This window comes from Paenibacillus alkaliterrae (assembly GCF_021532375.1).
In the GTDB taxonomy this organism is placed as follows: Bacteria; Bacillota; Bacilli; order Paenibacillales; family Paenibacillaceae; genus Pristimantibacillus; species Pristimantibacillus alkaliterrae.
Genome location: NZ_JAKGAP010000010.1, coordinates 121,937 through 145,593 on the forward strand (window position 1 = coordinate 121,937; position 23,657 = coordinate 145,593).

Sequence of the window (23,657 nt, forward strand, 5' to 3'; positions counted from 1 at the left end):
CGGGAACTGCTCCCCGGCTTCGCATCTTCACACTATTTTCTCTTGCCGTAGCGCTCAGTCCGCTCATCGCTTATAATGCCGCTCCAGTTTAAACTATATGCAAAATCGTAGGCGTTGCCCTCGGAATCGACATGCACCTCCATATCATGCGGAACGTCTTCAAATTGCTCCTCGACGGTCTTCATATTGGCGGGCATCTGCATAGGCAACAGTGCTGAAGGCTCCGCCTCACCGGTTAAAATATCTAAAACCGCTTGATCTTGAACCCCGAAAGCAGCAACAATCGCATCAGCAGCCGCTTCAAACTCTGCAACGATCGAAGGCTTCGATAGTTGAAGGGATACGATGACTGGCTTGCCTTTCATAACTTCTTTAGCTTTTAACACCGCCTCCAAGTCGGAAACATTCGTTGCCGATATCGTTTTTCCTTTGTAGGAGCGGTTGGGCACATCGCGTTCATCGCCGGCAATGCTCGTCTCTCTAGCGTGCTCAGCCGTATATGGACCGTATTGCAGGCTGATCGGAACGTAGCCGTTTCCGCCGGCTTCCGCATCCGCCTTGCTGTAACCGCTGCCGGAATCGGCTCCTGTAATGAAAACCAGCGCGAAATCTGCAGCTTCCGGGTCATCCGTGACGTTGAAATACTTCCGGACCACATCAAGACTGACGGGATGACCGTCAAACTCGGGAGTAGGGAAGCCAATCCAATTCGTGCCGGCCGGCCTGTATCTTTTCGGGATATAAACCGTCTTCAATTTCTGCAGCGGAAGAACTTGACCTTTGTTTTTCAATAACACGACCGATTTGAGCTGCGCTTCGTAACCAGACGTCATATATTCGGCATTGCCGACAATTCGGGCAGTTTCTTCCGTTTCGCAATACGGGTTTTCGAATAAGCCGACACGGAACATGTTCTTCAAGAGTCGTACGGCCGATTGCTCGAAACGCTGACGCATGTAAGCTTCGCCGTGCTCGGCGACGCCTATGCGGTATGCCTCAAGGACTGGACCTGCATCGTTATTTCCGCCGAATTGGTCGACTCCGGCCATAAGCGCCTTGTAATGGCGTTCCGCAACGGTATAGCCTTGTTCAACACCCCATGAACGTCCGCCGGGAAACAAACGGCTAATATCGGAGCCCTCATCGTCCGTTATTCCCCAGTCCGTACATACGACGCCGTCGTATCCGTATTTATGGCGAAGAAGGTCGCCTATTATGTGAGCGTTGTAGGAATTGCCGACATTCTCGCCGTTCACCTGATCCTGGTTATACGAAATCGTATAATACGGCATAATCGCAGAAGCCTTCTCCGTTCCTCCCTTCAATTGGAAAGCCCCGTCCAGGAAAGGAATCAAATGCTCTTCGAAGTTGTTGCCCGGATATACCGCATATTTGCCGTATCCAAAATGAGCATCCCTGCCGCCTTCGCCGGAGCCGCCGCCCGGCCAGTGCTTGACCATCGCATTCACGCTGCCTGGTCCCCAACCGTCCGAAGTTGACCGCTCATCAAGCGAAGTCTGAAAGCCGTCGATATAGGCTCTCGCCAAATCCGCCGACAGCCTCGAATCTTCTCCGAACGTACCGTCAAAGCGCGACCAGCGCGGGTCGGTCGCGATATCGATTTGGGGAGAAAGGGCAGTTGCAATGCCTAGCGCCCTGTATTCCTTAGCCGCAATCTCACCAAACCTCTGCACAACCTCAGGATCAAACGTTGCTGCAAGTCCGAGCGTTTCCGGCCACATGGAGATAGCGCCTCCCGCCCCTGCATTATATTCTTTGCTGGCATCGGAGCCATGGCGCGGATCGCTGCTGTTATTGGCCGGGATGCCGAGACCGATACCTTCCGCCAAGGCTTGGACGTTATTGTTCCAGCGAGCCGCAATTTCAGGACTTTCGACAGAGGTTAGCAGCACATGCCGCAGATGGTCTTTAGTCAGAAACTCGATCTGTTCATCAGAGAGATCATGCGGCTTCGCGCCGCTTTCCGTATAGGGCTTGCCGTTATACGCAGCAGGGAAAAACCCTCCCGAGGCCGGCACAGCCTGATGCCCGCTGTACAGCATCAGACCGGCGATTTGCTGGATGGACATCTTGGATGCCAAATCCTTAGCCCGTACTTCAGCCGGCAAGCGCCAGTCCTCGTATTTGTCCAGCTTCCCGTCTTTGTTAAGATCTTTAAATGCAAATCCGTCATCAAAGATGATATTTACGCCTGAAGCGTCCGAATACCCTAGTGTGGGACCACCTTTATTCGTTATGAATGTAACCGTTTCCGATTTTAATTTCGCCTTATTATTCATGGTACTACCGCCTCCTTGGACACGTTGTTTGAACGGGGAAGGATTGCACTCCCTCCATCTCCTTCATGGTAGTTCGAATTGAAACGACAAACCACCAAATAACCGACCTTTCACTATCAATATTCAGACATTAACGAATTCCGCTCGCGTGCAGAAAAACCTTCCCAAGTGGCGGAAAGGTCTGCTTTTCTCTATTCTTTTAAAATTCTACGACTTTACCCGTTTCGGCTGAGGTATAAATGGCTTCTAATATTTGCGTGACGACATAGGCTTGCTCCGGTTTGACGAGAGGCTCTGTATCGTTAATAATGCTTTCAAGCCATTGTCTCGCCTCTTTCACACCCTCCTCCTCGGCACCCGGACCGAAATAAGCGATGCCTCCGCTGAAGGATGGCTTCGTTTCTACAAGCTGACCATACTTGGTACTATTAAAAATCACATCACTTTTGCCTAGAACAGAACTGGCTCTCATTTCCGCTCCGCCCTCCGTTCCGCAAAGTGTTGTCATAGCTTCTCTGGCATCGGTTGTGTTTAGCGCCCACGCCGCTTCCAAGAAAATCGTAGCGCCGTTTTCCATCTTGATGAATCCGAAAGCGGAGTCTTCCACATCATATCTCTCTGGATCCCATGGGCCCATCATATTGCCTTCAAACTTGTCCGCCATTTTATAAAAAACAGAGCCGGAAACCGATATCGGCTTATAGTTGTCCATGAACCATAAGGCTAAATCCAGCGCATGGGTTCCTAAATCAATTAACGGCCCGCCGCCCTGCTGCTCTTTGTCAAGAAATACGCCCCAAGTAGGCACTCCCCGTCTGCGGACGGCATGCGCTTTGGACAGATAAATATCTCCAAGCTCACCCTCGCGGCATGCTCTATGCAAAATCTGCGAATCGTTTCTGAACCTGTTCTGGTAACCGATCGTCAGTTTTTTACCCGTGCGCTTTGCGGCATCCACCATTTTTTTGGCTTCAATCGAATTGATGGCCATCGGTTTTTCACACATGACATGCTTGCCTGCTTCCAGCGCATCTACCGTTATATAGGAATGCTGCAGGTTAGGGGTCAGGACATGGACAACATCGATGGATTCATCTTTTAACAATTGTTTATAATCGACATAAACCTTAGCATTTTCACTTCCAAAATCTTTGGCCGCTTTCTTGGCACTCTCTTCAATAACATCACAGAAGGCAACCATTTCGCCCAATTGTGTAAGCTTGGCTAACGATGGCATATGTTTTTGATTGGCAATGCCGCCGCAGCCGATTATTCCGATCTTCAATTTTCTACTGTTCATATTAAAATCTCCTCCTTTATTAGTCTATACATATTTCTGCAGTAAGGTTAGATCTTTGCGGATGCTGCCAAACTTGTCCTCCGACTCGCCCTCGTTCTCTACGAGCGCATAACGGACATGCCCCATTGACCGGATTTGCTCGTATACGGCGGCGAAATCGAAAATACCGGTGCCGAGATCGACGAAATCGCCAGGACCTACATATTTCCGGTAGACTTCAAATGATTCAAGCGCTTCGTCGCCGCCCTGCCGCATAGCCTCCATAATATTAAGCTGGCTTGCAAGGTTTCTGCTTAAATCCTTCTGATGGATCATATCGCAGCGATCTCCCAGCTTCTCAAGGACGGCAATCGGATCTATTCCTGCACGCATCACCCATGCCAGGTCAAGTTCAAATTTCACATAGGATGGATCCGTATTTTGCAAAAGCAGATCGAACAGCGTTTGATCATCGATTGTTTTAAACTCATGGGCATGATTGTGCAAATAGAACTGAAAGCCGCCCTCTTTCATTTTCTTGCCGACGCTGTTCATCTGTTCAGCGGTTCTTAGCGTGTCCTCACGGTCTTTAATCCAGACGGACGGGAGTACGATGCCTTCGCACTCAAGACCGGCATAATACTTCATGACGGAGTCCCAATCATGCGAAATCAGTTCTTGACCCGGTGCCGTACCCTCGTGAACAGATACCGCCTTAAGACCAAGCTCTCGGATTTTATCTCTAACCGATTCCATAGGAATTTCATCGATGTATCGTGTAAACGTCTTCATGTTGAATCCGATAAGCTCAATATTTGCATATCCCGCAGCGGCGACCTTCTCCAGTGTGCCAAAGTAATCTTCACCTAGTTCCCTGTAAACCGAAAAAATATTAATACCTGCTGCAATGGTCATTTTACGACATACCTCCGTCTCGATTTGATAATTCGGCTGTTACAATCTTTCATGTCTATTATGATAGAATACTGCAGCCTTTATATCTTTCACAGATCCGACATCCCACTTTTGAATTTCCGCACTATCAAAACATAAACTATCCTTTTAAAGCCCCGGCTGTTATACCTTCGGTAATTTGTCTTTGAAATATAATGTAAAATAATAAAATCGGTCCCATCGAAATGAACAGCGCAGCAAAGAGTGGTCCCCATTCTGTCCTGTACTGCATTTCACCCTGCAATACGGCAATGGCTACCGGCATCGTATATTTCGTCGGATCGTTGACAAGGACAAGTGCGAACACATACTCATTCCAAATGTTTAGTACGGTAATAATGGCTACAGAAATTAGCCCCGGTTTGGCGAGCGGCAGCATGATACGGAAGAAGGTTGCGTAATGAGAGGCGCCATCGATCGCGGCCGCTTCTTCCAGCTCTTTTGGCAGCGATTTGAAAAAACCGACCAATACGAAAACAGCGAACGGCACTGCTGTTATCATATAGACCAAAATAAGTCCGAATAATTTGTTCGTCAGATGAAAATCGTTCAGCAAAAAGAATAACGGAACGATCCCAAGAAACGTCGGAATCATCATATACGAAAGATAAGAATAGTAAAGCAATCCATTTCCTCTAAACGTATACCGAGCGATGGCGTAGGCCGTCGTAGCCGATAAAAGAACACCCAATATCGTGCTCACTAAAGTCACCACAAGAGAATTCACAAAATAATCGCCGAAGTTGTACTTCTCCCACACATACGAAAAGTTGGACCATAGTAAAGGAAGCTTCGGAAGGTTCCAGGGCTTGCCCAGGAAAAACTGCTGATTGTCTTTCAGCGCGCCAAAGATCGTCCAAATCAGCGGATAAAGGACACAAACAGCCCAAACCATAAGACTGAGCTTAAAAAATAAACGGAATCCAGGATTTCTTATCCCTTTGTTCATACCTATAACCCCTCTACGTCAATTCTATTGTATCTCTCTTCATCAGCCTCTGAAGAGTTGCAGTCGTAATTAAAGAGAGAACCAGGATAAGGACGCCAATCGCAGACCCGTAGCTAAATTTGCCGAATTTGAAGGCATTCATGTACAAATAGGAACCCATAACCTGCGTTGCATTGTCTACTCCGCCCTCAAAGGTCATAATCGTTACGATAACAAAAGAGCCATTTAACGTAGTCATTACAATCCAAAGCACGGATGTCTTCATTTGTTCCCACGTAAGCGGAAGGGTGATCAGCCAGAATTGGTTCCATTGCGAAGCCCCGTCTATGTCGGCCGCTTCGAATAACGACGACGGTATGCTGAGGATACCGGCAACAAGTAAAATGATCGTAAAGCCGATACCAGCCCAAATCGAGGGCGGCAGAAGCGCAAATATCGACCATTTATCTCCCAGCCATGCGAATTCGAACGGTTTTTCCGTAAATAAGGAGATCAAGGAGTTCAAAAATCCTAGATTAGGATTATACACATAACGCCAAAGCACCCCGACGACAACGATGGAAAGTACATTGGGGATAAAGTAGACGATACGGTAAAACCCCGAGCCTTTGATATGAAAGCGGGTCAGGGCCACCGCAAAAAACATCGACATCATCATAAATCCGATCACTTTGCCGACTACGAGGATATAGTCGTTTCTTATCGCTTTCAAAATAATTCCGTCATCCAACATTTCCTTGAAATTAGCAAGGCCGATAAAGTTATACGTTTCAGAACCGCCCGACCAATCGAATAAACTGAGATAAATGCCTTTAAACATCGGATAAACGGTAAATACGAGATAAAGGAGCAATGTTGGAAGAATAAAGGATGCGATAAACAAATTCCGCTTCGTCTTCGCTGTTCCGATTCTTGTACTTACTTTCTGCTTGGTCATAACGGTTGCGGCTGCTGTTCTCTCTTTCATACTTTCCTCCAATCGATAAGGGGGGGACCCCCCTCATTTTATTCGCTTATTTTTGTTCTTTGGCGCGAATTTTTGCAGTCGCTTCCTCCAAGCGATCTCCCCACTGCTCCGGAGTAATTTCACCTTTGGTTAGTGCGACTGTTGCATTATTTCTCGCAGTTACCAGTTCCTCTGGAATAACAACCTCAGGCGAAACGACCGTGTTCGGAGAATTATAATACTTTGCTGCCTCTTTCGTTAAAGCCGGTGCATTCGTTCCCTCAAGGTCCGCCTTGATGTTCGAAGGAGCCTTTGATAATTCGGCCCATGCCTTACCGTTTTTCTCTGTATAAATATATTGCAGGAATGCTTTGGCCGCTTCAGGGTTTTTCGCTTTCTTCGCAATGGCCACTGTGGAGATATAAGGGTTAGCCACGAACTTGCCGCCATTATCTTGACCGATGGACGGCAGAAATCCGAACTCGAACCCATCCGGAATATCATTTGCCATTTCGCTCTCCACCCAAATACCGGTCGGAATAAACGCCGCTTTGTGCTGCAGCCATTGAGACTGGGAATCCGTATGGTTCAGGGCAGGTGATCCTTTGTCAATAAAACCTTTTTCGCTCATTTCCACAATCTGATTAAGCGCCTTCACAACAGGTTCACTCTTCCACACACCCTCTTCGAGGGAATTGATACGTTTAATGATAGAGGTGTCATAGTTGTTCATTGCAACGATAGCAGGGTCTAGCAAGGCACCGTTAATATAGTACGGGTAAACACCTGTGTGGATATAAACGCTCATCTCGTCTTCCGCTTTAATCTTGTCGCCTAGAGCCAGGAAGCTTTCAAAGTCCGTTGGCGCTTCCCAACCCTTTTCCTTAAACAAAGCTTTATCATAGAACGTCCCCCAGGAACCAAATACAAGCGGAACGGCATGGAATTTTCCTGATTGGTATTCCTCAGGCTGCGCAATAAGAAGATCGAGAATTTTTTTCCCATCTGCGTTTTCAGCTTCCTTAAGCCAATCTGTAATGTCCATGAGTTGGTCGTCCGTCACCATTTGTCTGGTGTTGGAGCCAGCTCCGTCAATGTAAACGAAATCGGGCGGGCTGCCTTGAATCCAGCGAGGCTTCATTTGCTCATTGATTTTTGCACCGGCCGATTCCTTGATTTTCAATTCAGGATGCAGCTGTTGAAATTCGGAAATGACCTGCTTCCACCATGCATCGCCATATCCGCCGACAAAATATTGGATCTCGAAATCGCCAGTAAGCTTCACTGCCCCCTCATTTGCGTTGTCCGTAGTTTGCGGGCTGTCCGTGGGCTTCGTCGTAGGCTCGGGATTGTTTGCATTGTTGCTTCCACATCCTGCCAATGAGAGCATACCGATCAATAAAACCAGACTCCATGCTTTCAAAAACTTTGATCTTTTCGTCATAGCGACGACCTCCTTAGAATGTTTATCTGTTGTTTGGTACAGCTTAATCATATGGTTTCAGAGATCGTACAGCCATTGAATTTAGTCCTGCAAGTAGTTGAAAAACGTACTTTCTTGCGCACGCGTTCACCATGAGAAAAAGGCCGGAACAATTATTCCGGCCTGCCTTTTTCTCGCATATAAATGATCAGCTTTTGTTTAGGGCAATTTGCTGCAATCGGTCGAGCGCTTGTTTGGGAGTCATTTGGCCGAGCAAAACGGCCTCCCCCATACTTTTCGTTGCGTTCCGAACGGCGGACCAAGCTGGATTATCGATCGGATAAAACCTGGCATTCATGATGGAATCGATATTTTGTTTCATTATTTTGTCATTGGACGAGAGCTTCTCTCCAACCGTACGGATTGCAGGCAGGAACCCTTCCCTGAGGACAAATTCTTCGTATCTTGCATCTTCATAGAGGAAATCGAGAAATAAGGACAGCGCTTCTTTATTCGTATGATCCGTTTTGAATGATATCATGACATCTTGAACACCGTGTATGAGAGGAGTCTGTCCCTCCTTAACGGGGATTGGCCCTTTTGCCCATTTTAATCCCGGAAACTCCTTTGGTACGACCGACTCAAAATAATTGCCCGAAATCATCATTCCTAATTTGCCATTTCCGAGAATGCGTTGTTTCTCATCGCGAGTCGTCACTGCAGGTTCCGCGTCTGTTAATCCTTTCTCGTAAAGCTCCTTCAGGAACGTTAACCCTTTCACATTTTGCGGCGAATTGATCGCCCATTTGCCATCCTTCATCCAGCCTCCGCCCGCACCGAAGAAAAAGTAGGAGAGATACGCCCAAATCTCATTATCTGTAAAATCCACACCGAAGCCTTCTGCTTCGGTCTTGTCCATGATAATACGAGCCGTATTCTCCAGCTCCTCCCATGTTTTCGGGGTTTCTTCCATGCCAATGTCCTCAAAAATATCTTTGTTGTAATACAGCTCCCGAATGGTCGCTGCGTATGGAACCGCATATTGCACACCATCCATTTTACCGGTATTGAATAGGAATGGATATAATTTCTCCTTCAGCTCGGGGGAGAGCAGCTCTTCTATGTTATTCAACAAGCCATCCTTCGCGAAGTGCGCGTAGCTATTCGAGAGCAGCAAATCAGGAGGTTGGTTTCTGCTAATCATGGATGAATAAGCAGCATCTAGAAAATCCCAATTAATGACATGCAATTCGATCTCGATGTTTGGATATCTCGTTTCGAAATCTCTCACAAGGTTTTCAAAAAAAGGCTTTGTAGACGAGCTGTATTCTGCTGCGACGAATGTTATCGATGCCCTCGTGCCGGATTCGGGCGCAACAGCCGGTTGATCGTAGCCCCCTATGCATCCGGTGAATAAAAGAGGTATTAGCAGAAGCAAAGCGAGAGACGAAGCCTTATTGCCTATGATTACATTTTTCATTAGGATCAATCCGCACCTCCTCCGCACAGCTATTTTTCCACTAAGGGAAAGAGAAGCTCCTGATTTTCTTTCGTATACATATTGTCACTGGTAATGACATTGGAGCCTAAGTCTACCCTTGGGTTTACTTTCACCCCGTTCAGGGCCTTCACCGCGGTTTCAATGGATAAATACCCCATATTGAACGGCTTTTGTACGACTGTCGCGTGTATGATGCCTTCCTCCAGAAGCTTAATCACATAAATGGAGCTGTCGAAACCGATGATCTTAATCTTTTGAGCCCATTTCTTTTCTTTAATAGCCTTGGCTGCCCCCAATGTCGCCTTCTCATTCAAAGCGATAATGCCTTGGATGTCGGGATATAAAGTAAGCAGCTTTTTGACCCGTTCGTATGCTGTATCCTCCGTACCTTCAAAATAATAAACGCCGACGTATTCGACTTCCGGTAAATCTGAAAGCACTTGTCTAAATCCTGCCTCTCGTTCTTCTTCGGCAGCGGTCCCGTTCCTATCGCCAATCGCCACTACTTTGAAAGATTCGCCGTTCCCATGCCCTGCCAAACTAATTCCCGCTTTTTTTCCCGCTTCGACATGGTCGGTTGCAAGAAAACTATCCGCCCAGTTGATAGGGATGGGCGAGTCGATCAGGATTAGTTTGGCTCCCGACTCTCTTATTTTTTCCGCAGAAGGAGCGAACTTGCTGTAATCGGCTGCAGCGAGAATGAAGGCGTCGGGCTTTTGCGCAATCGCTTCGTCAATCATCCGGATTTGTTCATCTGAATCCATTTCCGACAACGGCCCCTTGATATCGATTATAACTCCGAATTCCTTTGCTGCTGCCTGTACGCCTGTGCTAACCGTTTGCCAAAATTCCGAGTGAACATGGTTCGTTTTCAGTACGATAGTAATTCTCGTTTCTTTTGGATTCGTTAACCGAAATGCTTCTATGCCGTATACGGCAAAGAATCCGATCACGATAATGAGAAACACCGCTAGAAGAACCGGCTTTCTGATAGTCATCTGTATCTCCTTTCTATATAAATTTCGGGAGTACGATCGTAACCTCGGTGCCTTCCCACTGTTCACTCTTGAAGGTGAGGCCGTACTCCCTTCCCAATAGTTTGATTCGTTCATTCACATTGCTAACCCCAATACCTTTGTTTGAAGTATGTGTCAGCATCAATACTTGTCTTAATTTCTCCGAATCCATCCCGATCCCATCGTCCGAAACGACGAATACGATGTTTTCTCCCTGTTCCATCCCGGTTATTTTTACCGTTCCAGACTCCAGCTTTTTTTTGATACCGTGATAGATGGCATTTTCCACAATAGGCTGTAAAATAATTTTGGGGATTTGGTAATCAAGAATACTTGGATCCACGTCGATTTGAAAGTCGAGCTTATCCTTGTATCTCATCTTTTGAATCAACAAATAATTTGTAATATGCTCAAGCTCCACGCGAACAGGAACCGTTTCATTATTTTTATAGATGATAGCGCGAAACAGCTTGGCCAAGGAAGAAGTCATCAGAACAACCTCCTCATGTTTTTTCCGTTCCGCCATCCAAATAATCGAATCCAATGTATTGTACAAAAAATGGGGATTGATTTGCGATTGAAGCAATTGCCATTCGCTCTTTCGCTTGAATTCCTCGTTTTGAATAATTTGGTTCATCAAATCCTTGATTCTGCCTACCATGATATTGAAAGCTCGTCCCAATTGTCCGATCTCATTCTGGCTGTCGATCTCCGACCGGATGTCGAAGTCTCCCTTCTCTACCTGCTTCATCTTTCCCTGGAGCAGCTTGATCGGTTGCGACAGCCGCCGGGAGATGAAGAAAGAGAGGTGCAGTGCGATCGCTAGTGCGAGGAGGCTCCATAAAATATAGGACAGCCTGATCTGGTACCGATTGGAGATTAGCTCCCCTGTATGAGCAACTCCGACTATTCTCCATCCGAAATGGGTCTCCTGGATCGTGTAAATCCGTTTCCCCCCGCCTTCGTCCGTCATGAAGCTGCCGCTGGTTTCGTTTTTGACCTTGTCGATCAATTCCGTCTTCAGATTGCTGTTAATGAGCTTCTGCTGCGGGTGATAAACGATATTCCCATCCTTGTCGATGATGAATACGTATCCCTTGTTTCCCATGTTGATGCGACTGCATATTTCGTTAATAACGCTCAAGTTCAAATCAACCAGAAAAATGCCTTCTCCCGTCATGCCGTCCAGGCTCTTCAGCTCTTGACTGAGCGATACGACCCAGCGGTACTCATTCTGAATAATGTTCTGCACGTGGGGGGAAGAGATGATGGATTTTCCACCCTCTTTTTTCGCATTTTTGTACCAAGGCTGCTCCTCGATCCTGGCGTTCGGATTCAAGCTTGTAATCCTGCGATCGGAGACGAACCGGCCGTTATAGCCAAACACCATGATTGAAGCAATATCTTTGCGGGAAATTAATATCGATTGAAATAAATCGGAAATTCTTTTCTCATACGGTCTTCGGGCCGCTTCACTGATGAAGCCTGTATCCGAGAAGTAATACTTCACATCCTTGTTCGTTAGAGCAAGCATGCCTATGTGTTCCATATTGGTAATGTAGGACTGGATGTTGACATTAACCTGCTGGATGATTTCTTTTATGTAATGCTCCGAATTTTCCTCAACCGCGTTAGCTGACAAAAAATAAGAAATAACGCTTGTGATCGCTATGGAAAACAAGATCAAGCAAGAGAAGGCGACGGAAATACTCGATTGGATGCTTTTGAATTTGAATAGATCGAAACCGACATTCCTTCCTTGTCTCATCAAGACTTCTCCCTCTTCAGCATTTCCCGGTAATGGGTAGGGGTTGAGCCTGTATGCTTTTTGAACAAAACACTGAAGTACTGGGGATCGCTATAGCCTACTTTCGCGGCGATTTCATACGCTTTCAACGCAGTATGCTGCAACAGCTCTTTCGCCTTCCCAACCCGGACGCGCGTTACATATTCCATTATCGTTTGTTCCGTTTGCAGCTTAAATAGCAAACTGAAATAGCTCTTGCTCATATGTACGTGTCTGCAGAGCATCTGCAGAGAAAGATTTTCATCATGATAATGCTGCTCGATATAGTCGATCACGCGCTGAACCTGCAATTGCGTAAGGTCTTTACGCTGATCCGAAATATAGGAAATCGTCTCGTTGCAAATCTCCTTCAACCATTTTTCGATTTCATCCAACGTTTTGAACTGGTTGATATCTTTCAGTAAAATGCCATGTCCTTTAAAATGAGCGATATCATTTCCCACCAGCTCGTGAATCGTGTTCATAATAGCGAAAATAATGGTTTGAATTTGGAGATTACAAGCTTCGATAGGCATCAAGGAAGCTTTCAAGTTTCCGATTAGCTGTTCGATCAGAGCTTTGGCTTCCGTGAACGTACCCGTTTTTATAATAGTGGAAAATTTACGGTTCCATTCGATATCCAGTGGTTGCAAGGATGTATTTGTACTTTCCATATCGCGAATGCTGATGACCCTGTTATTACCTAGCAGCAAACGATAATCAAGAGCGGAGACCGCGCCTTTGTAAGAGAGAGGAAGCTCGCATAAGGTTCTGCTAACCATGCCTATCCCCACGGTAACCGTGTATTTTAAATATTTCTCCATGCAGAAACGGATCACTTCAGATAGGTTAAAAGCAGCTTCATACAGTCCTTCTTCTTCCTCGCCGAAAAATATGGCAATCATTTTTTCTTCCCTCGTACGAAAAATGATCGCATCTTTCCTCTCCGTAACCTCTTCGAGAATATTGAAGGCGGCAAATGGGATAAGCTCCGGGTCGTTCCCCCACCTCCCTTTTCTTGTTTCACTTAAATAATCAATATCTATCGCAACGACAAGATAAGGCGGGGACATAGGCTGAATGCGGAAATATTGAAACCTCTCCTGAATTTCGGAATCGCATAAAGAGAAGTTGATCATCCGCTCCAGAAACCGTTCCTTCAACAACGGCAAGCTTTGATGAAGTTGCATCTTGAGCTGAGAGAGATTTTCGCGATTTTCCGTTTCCTTATCCATTTCAAGCTTGACCTTGTCCAACAGTCCGCGAAGTTCGTTGGCCGTAATGGGCTTTACGATAAAATCGGTAACTTTTAAGCGCAGCGCCTGCTGGGCATAGTCGAAATCATCATGACCGGTCAGGATAATCACTTTAATATAAGGGTCGTTCAACTGAATCTGCCTGGTCAATTCCAGCCCATCCATAAACGGCATACAAATATCAGACAAAACAAGATCCGGCTTAAGCTCTATCACCGCTTCAATCGCGTCACAGCCGCTTGCATAATCTCCTACCAATTCAAAGCCGTGCCGCTTCCAATCGATGCTCTCTTTTATACCTTCTCTCACTTCCGCTTCATCATCAACAAGCATGATTTTATACATAGAGCTTTCCACCTCCATACGAAACGCTGATTCCAGATTCGCAGCGTAAACCAAAAAGCTTGAAAACGGATACATTTAGAATTTTACATACGTGCATGGCAATTAGCAATACTTATTACGCAGCAATAACGCAAGAGACCTCCGAACCGGCGGTTCGAAGGCCTCTTGCGTTCCAATCTTGCCGTGACAAACAGGTGAGGACTTAAATGAAGAAAAGACCTTCCGGCAGCTTCGCTTCCCATGCGGAAGGAGCAGTAAGACCAAGCGCGCGGATGACGACAGCCGCCGTGTCCGTGATGACGAAGTCTCCTTGCAGCGGTGAGTCAGGCTTGATCCCGGGACCGGCGCAGCCCCAGAAGATCGTTTTGTCAGACGGGTGATCGCTGCCATGGCTGTGAGAATGCTCTCCTCCTCCGCCATGATCGGTCACTGCAATGATCAAACTGTCTGTCAGAAGGCCTGTTTCTTCAATGGCCCGTATAATTATTCCCGTGTTCTCGTCCGTCTCTTCGATTGCCTGATGTTGACCGGGCGTATTGTATCCATATTGGTGCCCCCCTGCATCAGGTAAATCTAATCCGATAAACATCAGCTTCAAATCTGGATTTTCACGGATGTATGCGGCTGCGGCCAGCGAGAGGTCGCGGTCGTTCATGGATACTTTATGAACGCCGATTGACGATTCGATGATGCCGTGATTGATCGGATTCCAGGCGCTGAATGCCACCATTTTGGCATCAGGGACACTGTCCCGAACGATTTGAAAAATGGATGGATACGGCGAATTTTCCGGATACGTATCCTCGCTGACTATTTCATTAGTCAGACCATGCTTATCCGGTCCTACGCCGTGCAGAAGCGAACCCCAGCATTGCGCGCTAATCGTCGGTGAAACGGTTTGCGCGTCAAACCCAAACGTCCCCATTCGAATTAACCGGTCCAAATTCGGTGTATGGGCGGCTTTTACAAAATTGCCCGCACCGTCCCAACCAATAATGAACACCCTAGCTATTTTTTCCATGATTCATTTCTCCCCTTATGCATGAATTATGGGCTTCCCCAGATCCCTATCATAATAACTCCCAGTGTAATGACCGTTGATAACAGAATTCGGTTTCTGCCATTCGATTCTTTCAACAAAAAAACGCCGAGCATCGCACCGAACACAGTGCCAATTTCACGAATGGGAGCTAAATGCGACAACGGCGCAAGCTCCATGGCAAATAAGAACAGCAGGTACGAGCCGGGTGATAAAATCGTCCCCAATAAAATGGTTGCTTTATTTCCACGCCATTCTTCCATGACTTTCCCGGAACGGAAAACAGCTGGGCTCAACACGATGACATAGGCCATGTTGCTAAGCTCGAGTATAGATAGCGGCGACAAGGATTGCAGCACCATCTTATCTGTCATCACGTACCCGGTAATGCATAAACCGACCATTAGGGCGGGCAGGATGTTCCGAAAGCTCACCGAAGCCTTATACGGCTTCTTCATAAAACCGCTAAGGGCAAACATCCCTGCAACGATACAGCTCACACCAAACCATCCGACAGGCGACAACGATTCGTCGTAAATCCATACGCTGAAGAGCGGCACGAGAAGTGCGCCTATACCTCGCATAATGGGGTACATTTGCGACATATCCCCTGCCCGATAAACAATCGGCAGCAAAAATATGTACCCCATTTGGAAAGCCATCGATAACGCCATGAACATGTAACCGTTTAACGAAATGGAGCTGCCGGCGACATCGGCAATGAAATAGGGGAGAAGGAGCACAAACGATGTAATATGAATCAACCACAGAAAAACACTTTTATTCCTGCTTGTTTTGGTAAACAGATTCCAAATAGCATGTGTCAATCCCGAGCATAAAACAAGTATGATAGCAAAGGAAATCGCGTAACCCTCCCCCGAAGGATTAATTGCTTACCTTATTTATCATACTTGCCGGCCTTTACAAAGTCAACATAAAACAACTAATAACAACTAAATCCACGTTCAATCACTTAACTCTGATGCTAGGCGCACATAATTAAAGAGGCGCAAGCCAAGCATGCGCCTCTTTAACCTTATTGAATCGACTATTCCTACTTGGCCGCTTCTTGAGCCATGGCATCCTCGATTTTCATTTGGGATTCTTCTTCCACTTTACGTAAAAACTCCGATATGTTCATATCAGACTCCGTAAATACTTTCATATCAAGATTGACATAACGGTCCCAGTGGCTGTTTCTCGCTGGAGGCTCCGCGAGTTTGTTTTTCGTGAAAGCGCCGATGTTTTTCCCGGCAAACCTTGCGAGTTCGGTGCCAAAGTGGGCTTTTATTTCTTTATCCGCGAGAACGGTAGGGGTTCCCGACTTGGCCATCTTGGTTTGGTACTCGCCCGATACGCTCTCGATCAAAAATTGCAGCGCGGCTTCCTTCTTCTCGCTGAAGCTGTTGATGACCCACGGATGGATCCCTATCGGAACCGTCGAGGTATTCGGCAAATCAGGCCACGATGGAAGCGGAACAATATCCATTTGCTTCTGATATTCCAAGGCTTCCTCTTCCGTTTCGCCGCCGAACCACGTCAATAATCCGTGCCAGTTGACGCTCATGGCAACTGTTTTATCCTCGAACGATCCTGTCGCCTCCGGATCATTGATGCCTGGAATTTCGTAATACTTTTTCATGAGTTCCATATATTTCGTGAATTTCGGATCCTTCGTCAGCAGCACTTCCCCGGTTTCCGGGTCTGTTTTCGTAACCGATAATTGCAGCAATGGGGCGGCGTCGCCGAATACCAAACCGCGATATTTAACGCCCTCCCGCTCGGCCGTCATCCTCTTCGCAAGATCAAGAACCGCGTCCCATGTCATATCTTCCTGGGGATAATCCACCCCGAATTTATCAAATATTTCTTTATTATAATGGAGTCCCAAATAGCCCATTTCCTGCGGCATACCGACCAGTCTGTCCTGCGAGTCCCGCGCGCGCATTTCAGCAACTGCAGCGGGGTCGATCGTGTCGATATCAAAGCCGTATACCTCCAGCATCTCGTCCAAAGGAAATACCATCTCCAAATCCTCGAGCGGCTTCTGTCCGGTAAAGGCGAGCAGTACATCCGGAACGACTTGCGCCGCGAACAGTTCCTGCATCTTCTCCGGCGTACCGTCCCAGTCAACGTGTTCCAAGGTGATGTGCGGCATCTTTTCTTGAATAAAGTTGCCTATTCGCGACATGAAATAATCATTTCCCCATGGAGTCGCCACTTTAAGCGTCACCGGTTCGTTGGAAAATTTCGTTAATTTGATTTCCGAAATATTCTCCGAATCTTCTTCCGGCGAGTTCGTTGACGAGTTTGAAGAAGAAGACGAATTCGGCGATACACCGTTATTTGACGAACACGCTGAAACGATCAATGACAAGATCATGAACAACATCATGAAAATTGTAAAGCTTCTCTTATGCTTCCTCATTGAAAGACTCCTCCTTGAAATTGGTTTACATTGCCTTTCTCTTTCGTTGCTCAAGTTTTTCGCCGGACTACCCCCCCTCGCGTTGCCAACCGCAGGATATCATCTATGTGAAGCGTAAGCGGTTGTCCTATTCCACCAATCCCGTTCGTTCCACACTCTCCACGAAATACCGCTGCGCAAACAAATAGATGAGAAGCGGGGGAAAAATCGTCAGGAAGCTTGCCGCCATCTTAATCGGCTCCGCCACATACTCCGGATAGCCTCCCGTATCAATAAAAGCATCCAAAGAGGTTCCCATACGCGACATTTGGGTAGCGAGCGGAACATCGGCCGCATTCGCCAGAAACATTTTCGGCAAATACGTGTCGTTCCACGTCCAAACGAAGGAAAATAAAAAGACGACAAGAATGGCTGGTTTCGCCAAAGGAAGCATGACTTTCACATAAAATTTGATGGCGGTGGCGCCGTCGATTTTGGCCGCTTCCTCCAGCTCCTTCGGCTGAGTCATAAAAAACTGTCTGAAGATGAAGACAAACAGCGAGCCTTTTACGCCGAAGCCGAATGCAGCCGGTATGATCAAGGTGAACAGGCTGCCGTCCAAGCCTATTTCCCTGAAAAACAGGATCGTCGGCAAAACGATGACCTGCGGCGGGATAATAAACGCAAGCAGCAGCAGAAAGAAAGCCAGCCTCTTAAACGGAACTTGAAGCCGTGCGAGCGCATAGCCCGCCAAACCGCATGAAATACAGTGAAGTACCGAAGCGGACAAAGCAATCGTAATGCTGATCGTTAACGACTTGGAGTATTGCAAAATATTCCATGCCGTGGCGAGATGGCCGAAATAGAGCGATGACGGAATCCAGGTGACCGTAGGATCGATAAGATCCTTGGCGTTCATGAGCATCCTCACGATCATCTTAATAATCGGGTTCAAGTAAATATAAGAGGTGGATATCAGAATCAAATACAACAACAATTTAAAGATGAGACCTTTATCCACTTCCCTGCCCAGAATGAAGTAGCGTATGGACCGTAAGCCATGCCTGAAAAAGGGCTTGTTTTTCTTTGCTTTTTGTACATTGATTTTCACGACACTCATGCTTGCACCCCCTTTATAATCACATTCGCTGCTGTCTGTTCACTCTGCCGTAGATGAGCAGGACGCTGGCGAGGAACACGAGAACGATGACGAAATAAATCCAGGCAAGCGCGCTGCTGTACCCGTAATTACCGGTGCCTATCATCGTAATGACCGGATTGGACGGGAACGTAAACATGTCGACAACGGTATAAATGATATTAAGCAAAATGAAGGGCGACATGGCCGGAAGCGTAATCTTCCAAAACACCTCCCACGGCGAGGCTCCGTCAATTCTGGCGGATTCGTAAGCGGAGGCGGGAATCGTCTGGCGTCCCGCCAAAAACACTACGATTTGCACGCCTGAATACCATAACACCAACACAAAGTGTTCGAGAACGGCGAGTACCGGTTTGCCCCATGGGCTTCCCCCGATATAGGCATCCATAAAGCCGCCGATCATTTCGCTTCTCATGAAGCCGAGTCCGCCTTCTTCCTGGTCCATAAACTGCTGCAGAACAGCGCCAGTCGAGAAAATGACAGGAAGAAAGAAGATCGCGCGAAACATAAACCGTCCCTTAAGCCTTTGATTTAGAAAAATGGCGATAAGCAAAGAAAAAATTACGATAACCGGAACCATGATCACGACTTCCTGTAAAAAAGGGATGAGCTGATCGTAAAATTCGGCGCTCCCCATCAAGATCGTTTTATAAAATTGAACGCCTGCAAATTCGTATTTCATCCCTGTCGGAAGCACCTTCACATTGTTGAAGCTCATATACAGAGAGAATATAAGCGGAAACGCCATGAAGATCATGAAACCGAGCAGCCATGGGACCATAAACAGCATGCCTTCCAAATGACTGTAAACCTTCGTTGTCATAACCCGTTTTTTAGCCACTCTATCCCCCCCTGCTTGACGACGGCAAAGTCTTTCGGCTTTACAATCCATCCGTTTCCTGCATACGGTTCCGCATTATAATTGACTACAATTCGTTTGCCGCCCGCATAGGACGTTTCGAAGACGCCGTCCGCTAACGAACGATGACCCGTAATAAATTGATTCCGGACATCCCCCAGCGCTTCATTATACTGTTGGTATTGCATGGCCATCTCCTGCAGCCAATCTTTGTAATAGGTGCTGTAGAACTTCCCGAGCGACCTCGTTTTCAGCAATTGCTGCGACTTCGCATACGTGACGATGAATGACGGTACGGCTCCATATTCGATCCCTTTCAAGAAGGTTGTCTCATAATCGTCGCTGTCGTTTGCGTAATTGGCAGAATACGTGACAAGACCGTGCAAAGCGATTTGTACAAACGGAACCCCTCGATCGACGAACAGATCGTTGGAAATATCGTCGTTCAGCCCCTGAACGTGGTTAACATATTGCAGGGCGTATACATTGCCGTCCTCGACTTGAACATGGCCGAGCGCATTTTTCGTCGTTTCGAATATGCGCTGCTGAATTTGCTTCGTCTCTTCCCTTGTCGCGGCATAATTCTCATTGAAGTCCGTATTCAGGAGGGAACCTATTCCTTGACCGAACACATACCCATCGACATGCAATGCTTGCGCATTGCTCAATTCATCCAGGATGACCTTCTCCGCGAACCTTGGACTGACGAACGTATTTTTCTTATCACTCCCTCGCGTATAATACTCCATCACCGAGGCTCCGATATCGCGCAGCCCGTCCCTGTTTCTTCGAAACCCGTCTTTTCCGGTATTGTTGAAGGAATAGGATGACGCATCAAGGTAAACTTCATAGCCCTTCGCATGAGTAAAATCGACGAATTGCTGCATACCGTCATTTCCGCCCAGCTTGCTTGACAGAGGAAAGCTGCCGCCGTATTGGCTAAACCCTTTTCTTTGCCAGCCTAAGTAGGTGATGGACATCCCTTCGATGCCGATCGTGTTCAATTCCTGAACGATTTCTTGTGCTTGGCGGGTCGTCGTAAGCGGCAAATAGGAGTCCCGCAGAAATCCGCGTTCCGAATCGGCGCCAAGCAAATGCAGCTGCAGTTCAAGCTTGTTTCCGTTCGCCTGAAGCGGCTGCATGCCGAGCTCTTCGGTCAAATATTGTCTGTACCGGGCAGCCATTTGGACATAATCGGCGTCCTTCCGACCGATCAAATAGTACCGAACGGAACGGTCCGACGCCGTTATATCTTTGGTGTAGGAAACGTACCCTGCCGTTTTTTTCGTATTCGTATATTGGTAATACATAAACCTGAAATTTTGCTCAGCTGTAACCCAGTTATACTGGCTGAAGGTTTTGGAAGGAGCCGCTACCAGGTTCGCATACTCCGAGCCGTCATGAATGACGCCGATCATGGCCTGTTTACCTGACTTTATGCCAAAGACGGGCATTCTGACCGGCTTTCGGATGGAGAAGATCGTATTGGCGCTATATGCCCAATCTGCGCCATAGACTCGTTCACTATAGTAATTGTTCGTGCCGCCGCGGTCCTTCTTGAACTCGACGATTGCGCCGGAGCCATCGGGCAGGAACAAATAACCGTTCTCCTCTTCAGAGGTTTGCGCTCCCAGGAATGGAAACAGCCGCACGGAGACAAGCCTGGCTTCATTGTCCTTTTTGGTTTTCAGCTCTGCCTCTGTGAATACTCTTTCGTCCTTCAGTCCGTCCTGCAAAATTTTGGTTTCTACGTAGTCGTCGCCTAGACGCACTTCCGCCGGAATCACAAAGCCCAGATCAGGAATTTCGTACTGTACCTTAAAGCCTTGACCGGTCGCTTCGAATTTGGAGACGATCCCTTTCCCGTCCTTCAAATTGTCTTCCTTCGCCAAATCCTGCCGGACGTTAAATTCCACGTAACTGTACAGGAGCGGAGATTCCAAATTGGCTTTCCATTTTCCCTGGTTTTCTTTCTCGATGTAGCCTTTCTCATCCGGGAACGATTTCCATACATGTCCCGTCCGTTTATCGGTAACCGTAAAATGTCCGGTACCCGAATTCGCCTTTAGCGTCAAATATTTGCTTTCCGCAATTTGTTTATATTCTCCCTTATCGAGATTAGGAGCTGCCGGTTTGACAACTGCGGAGGCTCCTGAAGTGTCCTTAGCTTCCGCGGCTTGCGCGGAAACCTTAACTTCATCTTGTTGTTTGTCCGCAAGAGGCCCGGCAATAGCGAAGCTTGCCAGAGCCGCAATTGAAACGATGCAAACCACAACCGTCATGAGACCCCGCTTTGAGACGAATAATCGTTTCACTTCGACACCTCCTGATAAATCGTGTAAATGAAGCCGGCAAGCTCCGAAGCGAGTCCGAATACGATGAATACCAGCACCCATAAAATAACCATCGCAAGCAGCGTCAGCAGGATGTTGACGACCGTTTCGCCGACGCTGTAATTTTGCAATGATTGAATTTTCCAGAAGAAGAGCAGTCCGCACCAAATTAAAATTCCCCACTCGATAGCCTGATAGATCGAGCCTTCACTCAGCGTAAGCACATTGGAGATGAGCGCCAAAGGAAGAGCTAGCAATACAAACGGGAATAGCGCATAGGAGCTCCCTACAAAGACGTCTTTAAAGCGAGCCTCGCCTTGCTGGATCGTACCGATCAAGTAGTTGCAAACGACCCAAGACGTCCAGGAAACCAAAAATCCCGTCATGATTAAGCTTCCGTTAATATCGGCAGCCGGTTTCGGATTGAACGAAAACCCGGTATAGTACGTTTTGACAAGGAGAATCAGCACTGTGGAGCCAAGCAGCACAAATGCGCTTAAATATCCGCCGCGGTTCAAGAAACGGAGATCGCTGAATCCTTCGAGCGGATGCTTCAAAATGTAGAACGCATGCTTAAGCTGTCTCATCAACGTTTGCCGCAGCCATTTCCAACGAAGGTTGGAAGGCAGGGCGATCTTATATTTTCGTTTCAATCTCGCCGCAATGAAAAACACGACGAGTGAAATGACCATGCTGTTGGCGATCAGGGAGAAGTGCTTTTGAAACCATAACAATCGAAGCTGCCAATAACTATCCGAATAGCCTTGACCATGCCCGGCAAGCTTATATAAGTCTTTCGCTTTCTCGTAATCGCCTTCGTTAAAAGCCGCTTGCGCCATTCCGTAATAGGCGGGCGAGAAAAGCGCGTTAAGCTTGACCACCTCTTCCCAGTTTTGCTCGCTCTCTTTGTATTTGCCGCCTTGCGAAAGCATAAACGCTTGATGGATTGCGGCTCCGAGCTGCGTCGGTTTTAATTGCTGCACCAGATTTAAAGCATCGTCCAAAATAAACAGCTCATTGCGCGAGTTCGTTGCGACGGCAACCGGGCTTTGATTCAGCCCCATGATGGCCATCGAGGAAGTCGGGCTTTTCCAAAAAAACTGCAGTTTGCCGCTGGCGTCGTATTGAGATACCACGTTCAAATTTTTGTCGATTACCGTAATGTTTCCGTTTGCATCGACCGAAAGATCGGACAGCTGCACCTCTTTGTCTCTTTCTTCCTGCGAGAACGCGAGCTTCTCTCCGAAACTCAATTCCTTCCATACATTTTCACTGCGAATATTCAGCTTTTTCACTTGTTCCTTGGATGAGCCGGATACCGTATAAATAAAGCCCTGCCGGTCAATATCAATATTTCGGATAATGGGCGGCAGCAGCCTTACCTGTCTGCTAAGCTGCTCCTTGGTGTATAGAAGCTTTCGAACCACGTCCATCACTTTAACTTCCGTGGCATTCGCTCCGAAAAACCCGAAAAATTGTCCGCCCGGCTCGAATTGGATAACGCCTTGATAGCTTCCTTTGGAAACGACATAAACAAATCCTCTGCTGTCGACAACCATATTCGTCGGTTCGTAAATGAAAGTCTCGTTAATCAAGCTTGACTGCGGACGCGCAAACTCTTGTTGAAGCTGCAGCTTTTTATCAAGCTTGACGACACGCTTATTTCCCGTATCGGCGATATAGATGTCCCCGTTTTCCGCTGCAAAAACACCTTGCGGGCTCTTCAAAGGACTTTCCGGCACTTTGATTTCCTGCACAAAAGTCCCATCTGCGGCAAAATGAACGATCCGGTCGTTATCCGTATCTGCGATGTAAATGTGATCGTTCCCGTCAATAAAGATGTCCTGCGGCCTTTTGAGCGGCGAGTAAACCATCTCGCCATTGCCGTTATCGACATAGATATCCTTCGCGACAACCCCTGCCGGGATATAAGCCGGCCGCGTAGGAATACTCCGGCCGTTACTATCCTCGAAGAACGTTCTATAAGGCACATCCGCGTTTGCCTTCGCCGGTATGAATGCAATTGAAATCAAGCAAACGAGCCCCAAGCATATCATCCATTTGCTTAGATTTAGTTTCATCGTTTAACCTCCGTTATCCCGCCA

The 23,657-nt window shown here is 47.2% G+C and carries 17 protein-coding genes; all 17 read right to left on the minus strand.

The features are described 5' to 3' along the window. Nucleotides 1-32 precede the first annotated feature (32 nt). The gene (locus L1N85_RS06080) at nt 33-2,300 is read right to left on the minus strand and encodes a glycoside hydrolase family 3 protein (RefSeq protein WP_235236038.1); all 2,268 of its coding nucleotides are present in this window, start codon (nt 2,298-2,300) and stop codon (nt 33-35) included. Between the two features lie 199 nt (nt 2,301-2,499). Beyond that, a complete protein-coding gene (locus L1N85_RS06085) occupies nt 2,500-3,600 on the minus strand; it encodes a Gfo/Idh/MocA family protein (protein WP_235236039.1) in 1,101 nt (366 codons plus the stop codon). A gap of 24 nt (nt 3,601-3,624) precedes the next feature. After that, on the minus strand, nt 3,625-4,494 hold the full coding sequence (locus tag L1N85_RS06090) for a sugar phosphate isomerase/epimerase family protein (RefSeq protein ID WP_235236041.1): 870 nt from the start codon (nt 4,492-4,494) through the stop codon (nt 3,625-3,627). 139 nt (nt 4,495-4,633) lie between these two features. Next, nucleotides 4,634-5,482, minus strand: coding sequence for a carbohydrate ABC transporter permease (locus L1N85_RS06095; protein ID WP_235236042.1), 849 nt, complete (start codon nt 5,480-5,482; stop codon nt 4,634-4,636). A gap of 13 nt (nt 5,483-5,495) precedes the next feature. Continuing rightward, nucleotides 5,496-6,449, minus strand: a complete 954-nt coding sequence (locus L1N85_RS06100; protein ID WP_407946325.1) for a carbohydrate ABC transporter permease — start codon at nt 6,447-6,449, stop codon at nt 5,496-5,498. 46 nt (nt 6,450-6,495) lie between these two features. Continuing rightward, complete coding sequence (locus tag L1N85_RS06105) at nt 6,496-7,872, minus strand: ABC transporter substrate-binding protein (RefSeq protein ID WP_235236044.1); 1,377 nt, start codon at nt 7,870-7,872, stop codon at nt 6,496-6,498. 187 nt (nt 7,873-8,059) lie between these two features. Continuing rightward, nucleotides 8,060-9,331, minus strand: a complete 1,272-nt coding sequence (locus L1N85_RS06110; protein ID WP_235236201.1) for an extracellular solute-binding protein — start codon at nt 9,329-9,331, stop codon at nt 8,060-8,062. A gap of 29 nt (nt 9,332-9,360) precedes the next feature. Further along, nucleotides 9,361-10,350 (minus strand): substrate-binding domain-containing protein, encoded by a 990-nt coding sequence (locus L1N85_RS06115; protein ID WP_235236046.1) that lies wholly within the window; start codon nt 10,348-10,350, stop codon nt 9,361-9,363. Between the two features lie 13 nt (nt 10,351-10,363). Continuing rightward, nucleotides 10,364-12,136: a cache domain-containing sensor histidine kinase gene (locus L1N85_RS06120; protein WP_235236048.1), complete on the minus strand. Its 1,773-nt coding sequence runs from the start codon at nt 12,134-12,136 to the stop codon at nt 10,364-10,366. Further along, on the minus strand, nt 12,136-13,755 hold the full coding sequence (locus L1N85_RS06125) for a response regulator (RefSeq protein ID WP_235236050.1): 1,620 nt from the start codon (nt 13,753-13,755) through the stop codon (nt 12,136-12,138). Before L1N85_RS06125 ends, L1N85_RS06120 begins: the two co-directional genes overlap by 1 nt. Nucleotides 13,756-13,957: 202 nt before the next feature. Next, complete coding sequence (locus tag L1N85_RS06130) at nt 13,958-14,776, minus strand: alkaline phosphatase family protein (protein WP_235236052.1); 819 nt, start codon at nt 14,774-14,776, stop codon at nt 13,958-13,960. 26 nt (nt 14,777-14,802) lie between these two features. Beyond that, a complete protein-coding gene (locus L1N85_RS06135; protein WP_235236054.1) occupies nt 14,803-15,558 on the minus strand; it encodes a DMT family transporter in 756 nt (251 codons plus the stop codon). A gap of 290 nt (nt 15,559-15,848) precedes the next feature. Then, nucleotides 15,849-17,222: an ABC transporter substrate-binding protein gene (locus L1N85_RS06140; protein ID WP_235236056.1), complete on the minus strand. Its 1,374-nt coding sequence runs from the start codon at nt 17,220-17,222 to the stop codon at nt 15,849-15,851. A 127-nt stretch (nt 17,223-17,349) separates the two neighbouring features. Then, on the minus strand, nt 17,350-18,321 hold the full coding sequence (locus tag L1N85_RS06145; protein WP_235236058.1) for a carbohydrate ABC transporter permease: 972 nt from the start codon (nt 18,319-18,321) through the stop codon (nt 17,350-17,352). A 19-nt stretch (nt 18,322-18,340) separates the two neighbouring features. After that, on the minus strand, nt 18,341-19,201 hold the full coding sequence (locus tag L1N85_RS06150; RefSeq protein ID WP_407946326.1) for a carbohydrate ABC transporter permease: 861 nt from the start codon (nt 19,199-19,201) through the stop codon (nt 18,341-18,343). Beyond that, nucleotides 19,180-21,534, minus strand: a complete 2,355-nt coding sequence (locus L1N85_RS06155; RefSeq protein ID WP_235236061.1) for a DUF5696 domain-containing protein — start codon at nt 21,532-21,534, stop codon at nt 19,180-19,182. Before L1N85_RS06155 ends, L1N85_RS06150 begins: the two co-directional genes overlap by 22 nt. Next, nucleotides 21,531-23,633, minus strand: coding sequence for a YIP1 family protein (locus L1N85_RS06160; protein ID WP_235236063.1), 2,103 nt, complete (start codon nt 23,631-23,633; stop codon nt 21,531-21,533). Before L1N85_RS06160 ends, L1N85_RS06155 begins: the two co-directional genes overlap by 4 nt. Nucleotides 23,634-23,657: the final 24 nt, after the last annotated feature.

What these genes read in the sequence shown, in the direction of transcription:
- L1N85_RS06145 (WP_235236058.1), bottom strand. Translation starts at nt 18,321, where the DNA reads ATGAGTGTCGTGAAAATCAATGTACAAAAAGCAAAGAAAAACAAGCCC.
- L1N85_RS06105 (WP_235236044.1), bottom strand. Translation starts at nt 7,872, where the DNA reads ATGACGAAAAGATCAAAGTTTTTGAAAGCATGGAGTCTGGTTTTATTG.
- L1N85_RS06160 (WP_235236063.1), bottom strand. Translation starts at nt 23,633, where the DNA reads ATGAAACTAAATCTAAGCAAATGGATGATATGCTTGGGGCTCGTTTGC.
- L1N85_RS06095 (WP_235236042.1), bottom strand. Translation starts at nt 5,482, where the DNA reads ATGAACAAAGGGATAAGAAATCCTGGATTCCGTTTATTTTTTAAGCTC.
- L1N85_RS06085 (WP_235236039.1), bottom strand. Translation starts at nt 3,600, where the DNA reads ATGAACAGTAGAAAATTGAAGATCGGAATAATCGGCTGCGGCGGCATT.
- L1N85_RS06140 (WP_235236056.1), bottom strand. Translation starts at nt 17,222, where the DNA reads ATGAGGAAGCATAAGAGAAGCTTTACAATTTTCATGATGTTGTTCATG.
- L1N85_RS06100 (WP_407946325.1), bottom strand. Translation starts at nt 6,449, where the DNA reads ATGAAAGAGAGAACAGCAGCCGCAACCGTTATGACCAAGCAGAAAGTA.
- L1N85_RS06090 (WP_235236041.1), bottom strand. Translation starts at nt 4,494, where the DNA reads ATGACCATTGCAGCAGGTATTAATATTTTTTCGGTTTACAGGGAACTA.
- L1N85_RS06080 (WP_235236038.1), bottom strand. Translation starts at nt 2,300, where the DNA reads ATGAATAATAAGGCGAAATTAAAATCGGAAACGGTTACATTCATAACG.
- L1N85_RS06110 (WP_235236201.1), bottom strand. Translation starts at nt 9,331, where the DNA reads ATGAAAAATGTAATCATAGGCAATAAGGCTTCGTCTCTCGCTTTGCTT.
- L1N85_RS06125 (WP_235236050.1), bottom strand. Translation starts at nt 13,755, where the DNA reads ATGTATAAAATCATGCTTGTTGATGATGAAGCGGAAGTGAGAGAAGGT.
- L1N85_RS06120 (WP_235236048.1), bottom strand. Translation starts at nt 12,136, where the DNA reads ATGAGACAAGGAAGGAATGTCGGTTTCGATCTATTCAAATTCAAAAGC.
- L1N85_RS06115 (WP_235236046.1), bottom strand. Translation starts at nt 10,350, where the DNA reads ATGACTATCAGAAAGCCGGTTCTTCTAGCGGTGTTTCTCATTATCGTG.
- L1N85_RS06130 (WP_235236052.1), bottom strand. Translation starts at nt 14,776, where the DNA reads ATGGAAAAAATAGCTAGGGTGTTCATTATTGGTTGGGACGGTGCGGGC.